Source organism: Streptosporangium sp. NPDC050855, from assembly GCF_044456585.1.
Taxonomy (GTDB): domain Bacteria; phylum Actinomycetota; class Actinomycetes; order Streptosporangiales; family Streptosporangiaceae; genus Streptosporangium; species Streptosporangium longisporum.
The window spans coordinates 276,170-289,063 of record NZ_JBITFY010000007.1; the positions used below are offsets into that span (position 1 = coordinate 276,170).

The 12,894-nt window shown below is 72.9% G+C and carries 12 protein-coding genes; 6 read left to right on the forward strand and 6 right to left on the reverse strand.

Annotated elements, in window-relative coordinates; all coding sequences use genetic code 11:
• Positions 1–106 precede the first annotated feature (106 nt).
• On the reverse strand, positions 107–2,518 hold the full coding sequence (locus ACIBCT_RS16870; protein WP_399189341.1) for a protein kinase: 2,412 nt from the start codon (positions 2,516–2,518) through the stop codon (positions 107–109).
• Positions 2,519–2,777: 259 nt separating this feature from the next.
• Here ACIBCT_RS16870 and ACIBCT_RS16875 point away from each other — a divergent pair, with 259 nt between their 5' ends.
• The 4 genes from ACIBCT_RS16875 (at position 2,778) to ACIBCT_RS16890 (ending at position 7,311) form a co-directional block, all read left to right on the forward strand.
• Entirely contained in the window at positions 2,778–3,920 is a 1,143-nt protein-coding gene (locus ACIBCT_RS16875; RefSeq protein ID WP_399189343.1) for an alpha-amylase family glycosyl hydrolase, read from the forward strand.
• A 187-nt stretch (positions 3,921–4,107) separates the two neighbouring features.
• Positions 4,108–5,466, forward strand: a complete 1,359-nt coding sequence (locus ACIBCT_RS16880) for an ABC transporter substrate-binding protein (RefSeq protein ID WP_399189345.1) — start codon at positions 4,108–4,110, stop codon at positions 5,464–5,466.
• 34 nt (positions 5,467–5,500) lie between these two features.
• Positions 5,501–6,418 (forward strand): carbohydrate ABC transporter permease, encoded by a 918-nt coding sequence (locus ACIBCT_RS16885; protein ID WP_399189347.1) that lies wholly within the window; start codon positions 5,501–5,503, stop codon positions 6,416–6,418.
• A complete protein-coding gene (locus ACIBCT_RS16890; RefSeq protein WP_399189349.1) occupies positions 6,415–7,311 on the forward strand; it encodes a carbohydrate ABC transporter permease in 897 nt (298 codons plus the stop codon). The genes ACIBCT_RS16885 and ACIBCT_RS16890 overlap by 4 nt, the downstream gene beginning before the upstream one ends.
• Positions 7,312–7,575: 264 nt before the next feature.
• Here the strand turns inward: ACIBCT_RS16890 and ACIBCT_RS16895 are convergent, their stop codons facing one another.
• From ACIBCT_RS16895 to ACIBCT_RS16915, 5 genes are all read right to left on the reverse strand, one after another.
• Positions 7,576–7,992 carry a CBS domain-containing protein gene (locus ACIBCT_RS16895; RefSeq protein WP_344908231.1) on the reverse strand — a complete coding sequence of 139 codons (417 nt, stop codon included), beginning with the start codon at positions 7,990–7,992 and terminating at the stop codon, positions 7,576–7,578.
• Positions 7,993–8,202: 210 nt separating this feature from the next.
• On the reverse strand, positions 8,203–8,991 hold the full coding sequence (gene modA, locus ACIBCT_RS16900) for a molybdate ABC transporter substrate-binding protein (protein WP_399189351.1): 789 nt from the start codon (positions 8,989–8,991) through the stop codon (positions 8,203–8,205).
• A 258-nt stretch (positions 8,992–9,249) separates the two neighbouring features.
• Complete coding sequence (locus ACIBCT_RS16905) at positions 9,250–9,918, reverse strand: cation transporter (protein WP_399189353.1); 669 nt, start codon at positions 9,916–9,918, stop codon at positions 9,250–9,252.
• Complete coding sequence (locus tag ACIBCT_RS16910; protein ID WP_399189355.1) at positions 9,918–10,259, reverse strand: ArsR/SmtB family transcription factor; 342 nt, start codon at positions 10,257–10,259, stop codon at positions 9,918–9,920. The genes ACIBCT_RS16905 and ACIBCT_RS16910 overlap by 1 nt, the downstream gene beginning before the upstream one ends.
• Before the next feature lie 261 nt (positions 10,260–10,520).
• Positions 10,521–11,015, reverse strand: coding sequence for a hypothetical protein (locus tag ACIBCT_RS16915; RefSeq protein WP_399189357.1), 495 nt, complete (start codon positions 11,013–11,015; stop codon positions 10,521–10,523).
• Positions 11,016–11,114: 99 nt separating this feature from the next.
• Between ACIBCT_RS16915 and ACIBCT_RS16920 the strand changes: the two genes are divergently transcribed.
• Together ACIBCT_RS16920 and ACIBCT_RS16925 are read left to right on the forward strand one after the other, a co-directional pair.
• Positions 11,115–11,687 carry a TetR/AcrR family transcriptional regulator gene (locus ACIBCT_RS16920; protein WP_399189359.1) on the forward strand — a complete coding sequence of 191 codons (573 nt, stop codon included), beginning with the start codon at positions 11,115–11,117 and terminating at the stop codon, positions 11,685–11,687.
• A gap of 115 nt (positions 11,688–11,802) precedes the next feature.
• Positions 11,803–12,747, forward strand: coding sequence for a zinc-binding dehydrogenase (locus tag ACIBCT_RS16925; protein WP_399189361.1), 945 nt, complete (start codon positions 11,803–11,805; stop codon positions 12,745–12,747).
• Positions 12,748–12,894: the final 147 nt, after the last annotated feature.

The following is a 12,894-nucleotide window of genomic DNA, read 5'->3' on the forward strand; positions in this document are numbered from 1 at the left end:
CCGCTGATCCACCCCGGGCCGTCCCCGGGCCGGGGTGGATCGACCCGGGCCGGTCCGCCCGGCCCGGACCGGCCCGACCTGGACACCGTCCGGCCGGTCCGGCGGGTCAGCCCAGGCGCCAGACCCGGACGGTGTCGTCGCCTCCGGCGGTGACCGCGACGGGGCGTCCCTTCAGGTCGGCCACCGCGGCGCCGAACACGTTGTGGTCGTGGTCCTTGAACGCCTTGCCCGCGCGCTCCCCGGTGTCCAGGTCGTGGACCCGCGCGGTGGAGTCGTTGCTGCCGGAGACCACGACGGTGAGCGAGCCCACCCGGCCGACGGCCAGGGAGTAGACCCAGCCGGTGTGGCTCAGGATCGGCGGGCGCGCCTCACCGCCCCCGGCCGCGTCGTCGATGTGGATCTCCTGCGCGCCGCCCGCGGAGAGCACCACGAGCCTGCCGTCCAGCTCGGCCGTGGTGACGGCCGAGACCTGTCCGCGCTGGACGAGGATCGTCTCACCGGCCCCGCCGCGCAGCGGCCAGCGGCGCACCGTCCCGTCGCCGCCCCCGGTGAACACCACGGGCTCTCCGTCGAGCACGGCGGCCGCCAGGCCGAACACGGGCGCGGTGGAGGCGCGGCGGGTCTTGCCGATCGCGGCCCCGGTCCTCAGGTTCCACACGCGCAGGTTCCCGTTCCGGCCGCCGGTCACCGCGACGGGCTCGCCGTCGAGGTCGGCCACGGTGACCGAGAAGACGCTGCCACCGGTGGCGACGGGCCTGCCGATCGCCTTGCGGCTCGCCAGGTCCCAGCGGCGCAGGGTCCCGTCGTCACCGGCCGACACCGCGACCGCTCTGCCGTCCAGCTCGGTGACCGCGACGGACCGCACCCAGTCGGTGTGCCCGGTGAGCGTGGCCAGCGGCTTGCGGGTGGCCAGGTCCCACAGCCGGACGGTGCGGTCGTTGGCGCCGGAGACGATCACCGGCTCGCCGTCCACCCGGGCGACCTGCACCGTTCCCACGTCGTCGCGGTGGCCGCGCAGCGGGCCGCCGACGGGGGCGCTCTTCCAGTCCCCGGTGATGGTGGTGGGGGTGGCCGCGGGGGACGCGGACCCGACGGGAGAGGGTGAGGCGTCGGCGGACGGGGAGGCGTCCGGCGAGGAGGAACCGTCCGGCGAGGGGGTGCCGGAGGCGGAGACGGTGCCGTCCGGGGAGCCGGACAGCACCACCGGGGTGGGATCGGCGGCTTTCTCCCCGGTCCCGGCCATCAGGGGCGGGAGCACGAAGATCCCGGCGGCCGAGACCACGGCCGCCGAGACGGCGACGGCGGCCCCGATCAGCCACGGGCGTGACCGTGCCGGACCGCCCGGACCGCCCGGCCTGCCCGACCCGCCCGGCGCGGTCGTCTCCGGGGACCCCGCACCGGGATCACCCGGGGGCCTCCACTCCCGGGGGCCGGCGCCCGGTTCGAGCGGGGAGACCCCGGCATGCGAGGGCTGCGGGAACGGCCCGGACGGGGCCGGTGCGGACTGCGCGGGACCGGGCGGGAACGGCGCGTCCGGAGCGGGGTGCGGGAACGGCCGGGACGGCGGGCCGGACGGGGGCGGGGTGCCCTGCGGGGACGGGCCGGCCTGCGGAGGCGCGACGTTCCGCGAGGGCGGTGCGGCCTTCGGGGCCGGGAGCGTCGTGTCCGGAGCGGGCGACGGGGAGGCCACGGCGGACGGCCCGGTGCCCGGGGAGGGCTGGCGGATCAGCCGGAACAGCAGGTCCGAGGCAACCGGCCGGTCGGCGGGCGCCTTGGCCAGGCAGGCCGCCAGCAGCGGCCGCAGTCCCTCAGGGACCTCCGACAGGTCGGGCTCTGCGGTGAGGATGCGGTGCAGCACGGCCGGAATGCTGTCCTGGCCGAACGCCGGGCGGCCGGTGGCGGCGAACACCATCGTCACGGCCCAGCTGAAGACGTCCGAGGGAGCGGCGGCCGGCCGGCCGTGGATCTGCTCGGGCGACATGTAGGTGGGGGTCCCGACCGCGCCGCTGGTCTGGGCGAGCGTGGCGTCGAGCGCCTTGGAGATGCCGAAGTCGATGACGCGCGGGCCGTCGCGGCCGAGCAGCACGTTGGCCGGCTTGAGGTCCCGGTGCACGATGCCGGCCTGGTGGATGGCGACGAGCGCGGTGGCGGTGCTGATCGCGATGCGCTGCAGGGCGGCGCCGTCGCGCGGTCCCTCGTTCTCGACGGCCTGCTGCAGCGACGGTCCCTCGATGAACTCGCTCACCACGTACAGGTGGTCGCCGCTCTCCCCCGCGTCCAGCACCCGGGCGGTGCAGAACTCGGCGATCTGCCGCGCGACGCTGATCTCCCGCTGGAAGCGGGCCCGCGCGACCGGGTCGGCGGCGAACCTCGGGTGCAGCATCTTGATCGCGACGTGCTCACCACCCGGGTCGCGGGCGAGGTAGACCGCACCCTGCCCGCCCTCGCCGAGCCTGGCCTCGATCGCGTACGGACCGAGGTCGGTGGGATCTCCGGGCCGCAACGCCGTGCCGGCCATCGTGCTCCTCCCCCGGCGCGCACCCGCCCGGATCCGATGGGATCCGCCCGGCGGGTCCCGTGCCCCGCGGTCCGCGGCCGGGGAGCGCGCCACCCCGCGCGACGTCTTCCGCGAAAGAGCATGCCATCACCGGCAAGGTACGCCAAACCACCCACACATCACCCCGTCCCCTTCGGGGGCAGGTGACATGGCGTGCCCGGTGGTGCCGGCCGGTACCGGAGCTGATAGGGAGGATGAACTCACCGACGGAGGTAACACCATGATCTGGTGGCACGTATATCCCCTCGGCTTCCTGGGAGCCGAGGCCGAGGCGCTGCCCGCGTCCGCGGCCCCGGTGCCCCGGCTGGCGAGGCTGGAGCGGTGGCTGGACCACGCGGCCGATCTCGGTTGCGACGGGCTGGCCCTGGGGCCGGTCTTCGCCTCCGAGACCCACGGCTACGACACCGTCGACCACTTCCGCGTCGACCGGCGCCTGGGCACCGAGGCCGACCTGGTCGCGCTCGTCGGCGCGGCCTCCTCCCGGGGGCTCGGCGTGCTGCTCGACGGGGTCTTCAACCACGTGGGCCGGAGTTTCGCAGCGTCGCCGGGCTGGCTGAGCGGCGGCACGTTCGAGGGCCACGACCGGCTCGCCGAGCTCGACCACGGCAATCCCGAGGTCGTCGACCACGTCGCCGGCGTCATGGCGTACTGGCTGGAGCGCGGCATCGCCGGATGGCGGCTGGACGCGGCCTACGCCGTGCCGGTGGAGTTCTGGCGGAAGATCACCGACCGGCTGCGCCCGCGCTTCCCGGACGCGTGGCTGGTGGGCGAGGTCATCCACGGCGACTACGCCGCGTTCGTGGAGAAGGGCGGCCTCGACTCCGTCACCCAGTACGAGCTGTGGAAGGCGATCTGGAGCTCCCTCAACGACCGCAACCTCTTCGAGCTGGCCTGGGCGCTGGACCGGCACAACACCTTCCTGGAGACGTTCGCGCCGCTGACGTTCGTCGGCAACCACGACGTGACGCGCATCGCCAGCAGGCTCGACGACCCCCGCCGCCTCGGGGCCGCCCTGGCGGTCCTGTTCACGGTCGGCGGTGTGCCGTCGGTCTACGCCGGCGACGAGCGGGGCATGCGGGGCGTCAAGGAGGAGCGCGCGGGCGGTGACGACGCGATCCGCCCGGCCTTCCCCGACGACCCGTCCCTGCTGCCCGCCCTGTCGCCCGGCGGCGAGGAGGTCCACCGGCTGCACCGGGAGCTGATCGCCTTCCGGCGGGAACGCCCCTGGCTGGCCAGGGCCCGCACCACGGTCACCGCTCTGACCAACACCGCCCTGTCCTACCGGGTGAGCGACGGCGAGCGGGCGGTGGAGGTGACCGTCGACCTGGAGGACGAGCCGTCCTGGTCCGTGCGGCCCGCCTGAGGGCCCGGCCGCCGAGGCTTCCGGCCCCGTCCGGACTGTGAGATGGTCCGGATCATCACTTCTGCGGGCCGGACGGCCGTCCTGCCGCCGGTCCGCAGGTCCGGTCGGCAAAAGGAGTGACATGTACTTGTTTGTTTCTCGTTTAGGGGGAAGACGGAGCGCACTCACTTTCAGGAAGAGGGCGAAGATGCCTGTTTCACGAGCAGGGCGTGTGGCCGCGGCGGCGATGCTGGCCGGTTCTCTGGCCGCGTGCGGAGGGGTCGGGGCGAACAAGGGACCTGCCGAGGGGAGCAGTGGTTCCGGGGCGTCGTCCCTGACCACCATGGGGTTCGGTCTTCCCGACGAGATCGCCACGGTACGGGTGGACGCCTTCAAGAAGGCGTACCCCAAGGTCAACGTGACGATCAACCAGGGCCAGTTCAACGAGCAGGCGTTCCTGTCGGCGGTGGCCTCGGGCAACCCGCCGGACGTGGTCTACCTGGGCCGCGACCGGATCGGCGGGTACGCCGCCCGCGGGGCCATCCAGCCGCTGGACTCCTGCATCAGCGGCCAGTCGATCGCGACCGACGACTTCTACCCGGCCGCGCAGCGGCAGGTGCGCTTCGCCGACAAGTGGTACGCCATCCCCGAGTTCTACAACTCGATCGTCCTGCTGGTGAACAACAAGGCCGCGCGTGACGCCGGGGTCGACCCGGCGAGCATCGACACCTCCGACTGGGACGGGCTGGCCCGGCTCGCGAAGAAGATGACCCGGATCGAGGACGGCAAGATCGAGCGCTTCGGCTTCTACCCCAAGCTGCCGGAGTTCCTGCCGCTGTGGGCCAAGGCCAACGGCGCGGACCTGCTCAGCGAGGACGGCCGTACCGTCAACCTGGACGACCCGAAGGTCGGCGAGGCGCTGGAGTACGCCACCGGCCTGGTGGAGTCGCAGGGCGGGTGGAAGAAGCTCAAGGCCTTCACCGACACGTTCGACTACTTCGGGGAGGGCAACCCGTTCGCCAAGGACCAGATCGGCGCGATGCTCACCGAGCAGTTCGTGATCAGCGCGATGGCCGGGGTCACCCCGGACGCGGACATCACGGTGGTGCCGTTCAAGGACCGTCAGGGCAAGCCCGTGAACATGGTGGGCGGCAACGCCTGGGTCATCCCCAAGGGCGCGCGCAACGCGGACGCGGCCTGCTCGTGGATCAAGACGATGACCGCGGCCGACACCTGGGTCGCGGCGGCCCGCGCCCGCGCGGACAAGCGCGCCAAGGAGGGGAAGGTCAACATCGGCACCTACACCGGCAACGCCAAGGCCGATGAGGTGATCTTCTCCGAGGTGGTCAAGCCCAGCGGCAAGAAGGCCTACGACGACGCCGTGAAGACCATCCGCGCCGTGCAGGAGGCCGGTTTCGTGGTTCCGCAGTCGGCCGCCGCCGCCGAGTTCAACACCGCCTGGCAGGACGCGGGCACGAACGTGCTGCAGGGGCGGCAGAAAGCGGCCCAGGCCCTGGCGGAGGCGGACGCCAAGGCGCAGAAGGCCATCGACGAGGCGCAGCCGTGAGCCGCCGTCCGGGCACGCCCGCGGGGGGCCGGCCTTGAAAGCCGCGCTCTCCCGCCCGGAGACGCGCTGGGCGTACGTCTTCGTGCTGCCCTGGGTGGTCGGCCTGCTGCTCTTCCAGCTCGGGCCGATGGTCGCCAGCCTGGTGCTGTCGTTCACCGACTACGACCTGATCAGCCCGCCGCGGTTCACCGGCCTGGACAACTACGCCACGATGGCGCAGGACCCCAAGGTCATACGCGCCATCGGCAACACCCTGTTCTACACCGTGCTGCACGTCCCGCTCTCGATCGCGCTGGCCCTGGGGCTGGCGCTGATCCTGAACCGCATCACCGGCCGGGCGGCCGGGGTCTTCCGGACGATCTTCTACCTGCCGTCCATGACCCCCCACGTCGCCGTGGGCGTGCTCTTCCTGTTCCTGCTGAACGGCCAGGTGGGCATGGTCAACCAGTTCCTGGCCCTGTTCGGGGTGCAGGGGCCGCAGTGGACCAGTGACCCGGACTGGATGCTGGCGGGCATCGTGCTGATGTCGCTGTGGAACCTCGGCTCCACCACCATCATCCTGTTCGCCGCGTTGCGCAACGTCCCGGCGGAGCTGAGCGAGGCCGCGATGATCGACGGGGCGAGCACGTGGCAGCGGTTCCGGTCGATCACCCTGCCGATGATCGGCGGGGCGCTGTTCTTCGTGGTGATCGTCAACACGATCGCCTCGCTGCAGATGTTCGACCAGGTCTACACGATGTACTTCGGCAACACGCAGGCCCAGAACTCCTCGGGCGACGCCGCCCTGTTCTACGTGATCTACCTTTTCCAGCAGGCCTTCCAGTACCTGCACATGGGTTACGCCTCCGCGCTGGCCTGGGTGCTGTTCCTGGTCATCGCGATCATCACGCTGATCCAGGTGAAGGTGGGCAACCGGCTGGTGTACTACGAGGCCGAGGAGCGCAGCCGATGACCACCCTGCAACAGGCGCCCCCCGCAGCCGAGCCGGCCGCGCCGGCGCCCGACGACGCCGGCAGGCCGACCCGGAGGATCTTCTTCCTGATCGTGCTGGCCGTCGCCTCGGCGATCCTGATCTACCCGTTCGTCTGGCTGGTCTCGGCGTCGCTGAAACCGCGCGACCGGACGTTCAGCGACCCGTTCCTGCCCTGGCCGTCGCCGTTCCAGCCGGAGAACTACATCTCGGTCTGGGACGCCGCGCCGATGCTGACGTGGCTGGTGAACACCCTGGTCGTGGGCGTCGTCGCCGCCCTGGCGGTGACGCTGTCGAGCGCGTTCGTCGCGTTCGGCTTCGCCTACTTCCGCTTCCCCGGCCGGGGCCTGCTGTTCGCGAGCGTGCTGGGCACGATGATGCTGCCCGGCGCGGTCACGCTGGTCCCGACGTACCTGATCTGGAACTCGGTGGGGCTGACCGGCACGCAGGTGCCGCTCTGGGCGGCCAACCTGTTCGGCTCGGCGTTCTACATCTTCCTGCTGCGCCAGTTCCTGCTGGGCGTGCCCCGGTACGTCTTCGAGGCGGCGCGCGTGGACGGCGCCTCGTACCTGGACCTGTTCTGGCGGATCGCGCTCCCCCTGTCGCGGCCGGCGCTGATCATCGCGTTCGTCTTCGAGCTCAAGGCGAGCTGGTTCGACCTGATGAAACCGCTGATCTACCTGCAGGACCCGGCGCTCTACACGCTGCCGAGAGGGTTGAAGGCGGTGGTCGACCAGTTCTACCAGGGGGGCGACCCCAAGTGGGAGATCGTGCTGGCCGCCAGCGTGATCACCACGCTGCCGCTGATCGCGATCTTCTTCCTGGGTCAGCGGTACTTCCTGCAGGGCATCGCCACGACCGGCCAGCGAGGGTGAGACCCGGTCCCCGCCCCGCGGGGACCGGCATCCGGACGGGATCTCCCTCGGCCCCCGCGCTCCGGGCCGCGCGCGGGGACCGTGCCCCCCCTCCGCCCGGAGGGAACCGGTCCGCCCGGAGGGGACCCGTCCGCCCGGAGGGAGCCGGCCTCGGACGCGCGTCGGGCGGCTCCACCGTCACGGTGGAGCCGCCCGAGGCGGCCGGTCGCTGGCCGGGCGGCGGTCGCCCACCGCCCCGGCGCGCCGGGCAGTCGCCGGTGAGCGTCAGTCGCTGGTCAGCGCGTCGAGGAGGTCGCCGACCGGCGCGTCCGGCAGGGCACGGGCCACGTCGGCCAGCGCCACCATCCCGATGAGCGTGTGACCGTCGATCACCGGCAGGCGGCGCACCTTGTGCGAGGCCATCGTGCGCAGGATCTCCCGGGCGTCGTCGTCGGCACCGATGGTGACGGGCTTGCCCTCGCCCAGCTCGCCGGCCAGACAGCTCTTGGGGTCCTTGCCCTTGGCGAGCACCTTCACCACGATGTCCCGGTCGGTGAGCATGCCCTGGAGACGGTCGTCGGAGCCGCAGATCGGCAACGAGCCGACGTCCAGACGGGCCATCTTCTCGGCCGCCTCAAGTACGGTCTCCTCGGCCTGCACGCATTCGGCGCCCGCGGTCATGATCTCTCGTGCGGTGGACATGGTCGCTCCTTTCTCTCGCTCCCCCGCCCTGACGGGCGGCTGTGACGGGTTCGCCTACCCATGCTTCCGACCCCGACACATCGGCGGTGAAGGCGTGAACGAACGATCACCTACGGTTTGACGACGCCCGCGGAACCGGCCGTGCCCCGCCCCTGGTACGGGGGCATGACGTGTCGCCGGGACGCGGGAGCCCGTCCCCGGCCTCGTGTCTCAGGGGACCTGGAAACCGGCTTTCGTCAGCACGTCCCGGCCCTGTCGCGACAGCACCAGGTCGACGAACCGCCCGGCCGCCTCGGGAGCGGCCGCGGAGGAGAGCGCGGCGACCGGATAGTCGTTGACCGCTTTCCCCGCCCCGGGGAAGTCGATGCCCCTGACCCTGCCCGCGGCCGCCAGGACGTCGGTCCTGTAGACCAGGGCGGCGTCGACCTCGCCGAGCTCGACCTTGGTCAGGGTGGCCTTGACGTCCTGTTCCAGGGTGACCGGGGTGACCGTGAGACCGGCGGCGTCCAGGACCTTGGCCGCGGCGGCTCCGCAGGGCACCTGCTCGGCGCACAGGGCGACCTTCACCTTCGGGTCGGCGAGGTCCGCCAGCTCGTCGACCCCGGCCGGATCATCGGCGGGGACGGCGATCTGCAGGCGGTTGCGCGCGAACGTGACCGGGGGCGCGGCGGTCGGCGAGGCGTCGGTGACGGTCTTCATCGTGGCCGGGCTGGCGGCGGCGAAGACGTCGGCCGGGGCGCCCTGGACGACCTGCTGGGCGAGGGTGGCACTGGAACCGAAGTTGAAGCGCACCGTCGTCCCCGGGTGCGCGGCCTCGAAGGCCCTGCCCAGCTCGGTGAACGTCCCGGTCAGCGACGCGGCGGCGAACACCGTCAGCGTCGTGGCACCGTCCCCCGAGGGGGCGGCCGGGTCACCGGCGCCGCAGCCCGCCGCACCGGCGGCCAGGGCGAGGGCGAGCGGTGCCGCGAGCGCCCATCGGGCGAGACGCCCGGCCGTCACGCGGCCTCGTCGATCCGGAACGTCGTCACGAGCCACCACGATACCGTCGCAGATTCCGGAGGGGAAAGGCGAACTCCATGGCAATCATGATGGGATAGGTCCTTTTCCCATCGCACCTGAGGATCGCGTCGAGGTCAGGGCCCCGGGCATCCTTCGACGCTCGTCCGGCACCCGGGCCGGCACCCCGGACCGACAGACCGACACCCCGGACCGGCACCCTGGACCGGCACCCTGGACCGGCACCCTGGACCGGCACCGTCAGCGACCACAGGCCGGTGACGATCCGCCCGCCCGCCCGGCGGCCGGGCCGCAGCAGGCGTCCCCGCGCCAGGCCTCGCGGCCTTCCTTGACCGCCACGGCCGCGATCACCAGGGCCGCGACCGGATCCGCCCACCACCAGCCGAACAGGCTGTTGGCGGCCAGGCCCACCAGCAGGACCGCCGACAGGTAGGTGCACAGCAGCGTCTGCCGGGAGTCGGCCACCGCCGAGAGCGACCCGAGTTCGCGACCGGCCCGGCGCTGGGCGTACGACAGCAGCGGCATGATCGCCAGGCTGAGCGCGGCCAGGATCAGCCCGGGTGTGGAGTGCCCGGCCTGGTCGGCGCCGAGCAGGGCCCGGACGGCCTCGACGCCGACGTAGGCGGCCAGCGCGAAGAACGAGAGCGCGATGACGCGCAGCGCGGCCCTCTCCCGCCTCTCGTGGTCCGCGGCGGAGAACTGCCAGGCCACCGCGGTGGCCGAGGCGACCTCCACGACGGAGTCCAGGCCGAAGCCGATCAGCGCGGACGACGAGGCCAGGGTGCCGGCGGTGATGGCGACGGCCGCCTCGACGACGTTGTAGGTGATGGTCGCGGCCACCAGCAGCCGGATGCGCCGGGTCAGCACGGCGCGGCGGGCCGGGGCGGGGCCGAGGGAGAGGGTGGCCATCAGCAGCAGCCCTGCCGCCCGGCGTCGGCGCAGGTGCGCTCGGCGTCGGCGGCCACCGCGACGACGGCGGTGCGCAGGTCGTCCAGGGCGTGGCCGAGCCGGGCGTCGGCCAGCTCGTAGCGGGTGCGCCGGCCCACGGGGACGGCCACGACCAGGCCGCAGTCGCGCAGGCAGGCCAGGTGGTTGGACAGGCGGGTGCGGGAGATGCCCAGCACCTCGGCCAGCTCGGCCGGGTGGGCGGGGGCCTGGCGCAGGGCCAGCAGGATGCGGCAGCGGATCGGATCGGCCAGCGCGCGTCCGAACCGTACGAGCACCTCGATCTCGGGGGCGAGCGTCAGCATGACCGCATGGTACATGGAATCCTGAATTCAGGAAGTCCTGTACATCGATTCCGATCGCCGAAGGGACCGGCGACGGCCGGAGCCCGCCCCAGGGACGACCGGCATCGAACGGGCCCGCCCTGCGAGGTGACCGGCACCAGGCCGGGAACCCCCTCCCCCGCACGGTCCCGCACGGTCCCGCACGGTCCCGGACGACTCCAGGACGACTCCAGGACGACTCCAGGACGACTCCAGGACGGTTCTGGTCGACTCCCGGACGGATCACGGTCGTGGTTCGCGGTCGCCTCTCTCCGCCGCCGCCACCTTCGCGGCCGCGTCGCGGAGCAACCCGGGGGCCAGCAGGCGATGGACGGCGGACAGCGGGGGCCACACGACCCGGCCCAGGGGCAGGTCGTAGCGCACGAAGGTCGCCAGCGACACCCCGCCGTCGGCCACCCGTACGAGAAGGTTGCCGCTCAGGAACCAGGAGGCGGCCTCGAGCCGGACCCAGTCGTCGCCGCGCCCGCCGATCCGCCATCCGGCCACCGTGTCCGGCGACCGCCTCCGGTCGAGCCGGAGACCGAGGAAGCCGCGCCAGATCAGCAGCTCGGTGGCATCGGGGACGTCGCCGAACATCGCCCGGGCCCAGCGCTCCGGCGTCGCCTCCACGGTCGTGGCCAGGACGAAGTGGTCGGCATAGTTGAAATCGGGTAACGAGCTGAGAGCTCGGACGGATGCGGGGACGTCACGCGTCCCCATGACACTGCCGACGACCATCTCACGGTCTCCATTCACATATACGCCACCGTATAAAATGAGGGTAACCCCGTTTATACGGTGGCGTATACATCGCGTAGAGGTGAGGTGGGACACATCGTGGGAGCGACGCGCACACCCCGTGACAGGTGGGTCGAGGAGGGGCTGCGCGCCCTGGCCGACGGCGGCCCGGACGCCGTCCGCGTCGAGACGCTGGCGAAGAGGCTCGGCGTCACCAAGGGCGGGTTCTACGGGTTCTTCGCCGACCGCGCCGCGCTGCTGACGGAGATGCTGGACACCTGGGAACGGGAGAGCACCGACGAGGTGATCGACCGTATCGAGCGCGAGGGGGGCGACCCGAAGACCAAGATCTACCGCGCGGGCGTCCTGACCTTCTCCGACGACCGCCTGCTGCCCATCGACCTCGCGATCCGGGACTGGGCCCGGCGCGACGAGGCGGTCGCCGAGCGCCTGCGGCGGGTGGACGACCGGCGCATGGCGCTGCTGCGCGAGCTGATCGGCACCTTCTGCTCCGACCCCGACGAGGTCGAGGCCCGCAGCCTGCTGGCCTTCTGCGTGGCGATCGGCGAGCACTTCCTCGCCGCCGGCCACGGCGACCGGACCCGGGCCCAGGTCCTCGCCCGCGCCGCCGACCTGCTGCTCGACCGCCCCGGCGAGGACCGCGGCCGCTGACCGGGACGCGCCTGCCCAGGGCCCCGCGTGACCGGCCCCCGGCGACCGCGGTTGACCTCGAGTCCGGTTGAGGTTGCATCCTGGGGCCGATACCGGCCGAACAGGGGAGAACGTCGTGCGCGCGGTGTGGTTGAAGGAGTTCGGCGGGCCCGAGGTGCTCGTACCGGGGGACGCCCCCGATCCCGTCCCGGGGCCGGGACAGGTGCTGATCGACGTGGCCTACGCCAACATCACCTTCGTGGAGACCCAGTTCCGGTCGGGCGGCCCGGCGCCGTTCACACCGGAGCCGCCGATGATCCCGGGCAACGGCGTCGGGGGCGTCGTCGTGGCGGCCGGTGAGGGCGTCGGCCCCGAACTGGTCGGCCGCCGGGTGGTGACCTCCACGGGCGGCTCCGGCGGTTACGCCGAGCGGGCCGCGGTGGACGCCGCCGGGCTCTTCGCCGTTCCCGACGGCCTGGCACTGGACGACGCGGTCGCGATCCTGGCCGACGGGCGTACCGCGACCATGATGATCCGCGCGACCGCCCCACGGCCGGGGGAACGGGTGCTGGTCGAGGCGGCGGCCGGAGGTGTGGGGTCCCTCCTGGTGCAGCTCGCCGCGGCGGCGGGCGCCACCGTCGTCGCGGCGGCCGGGGGCCCGCGCAAGACCGGGGTGGCCCGCGACCTGGGCGCCGACGAGGTGGTGGACTACACGGTTCCGGGCTGGACCGACGGGATCGCCCCCGTCGACGTCGTCCTCGACGGGGTGGGCGGGGACATCGCCCGGGCCGCCTTCGAGCTGCTGGGCCCGGGCGGGCGGATGGTCAGCTTCGGGCTGGCGAGCGGGGAGTGGGCCGGCATCGGGGAGGAGGCCGCGGCCGCGCGCGGCGTCACGCTCGTCCAGGCGAGGTTCACCCCTCCGCTCATGCGCGAGTGCACCGAGAGCGCCCTCGCCGAGGCCGCGGCCGGACGGCTGAGGCCGCTGATCGGGCAGCGCTTCCCCCTCGACCGGGCCGCCGACGCGCACGCCGCCATCGAGTCGCGCGCGAGCGTCGGCAAGACCCTGCTCGAGGTGCGCTGACCGCCCGGGACCGGGACGATCCCGCCGTCGCCCACCGTCGCTCACTGTCGACCGGTGCCGTTCAGCGCAGGACGACACCGGACGACGCGGGACGGGACGACAGCGGGACCGCCTTCGGCCGCTCACGGGGCCGCGACCGAAGGTTCA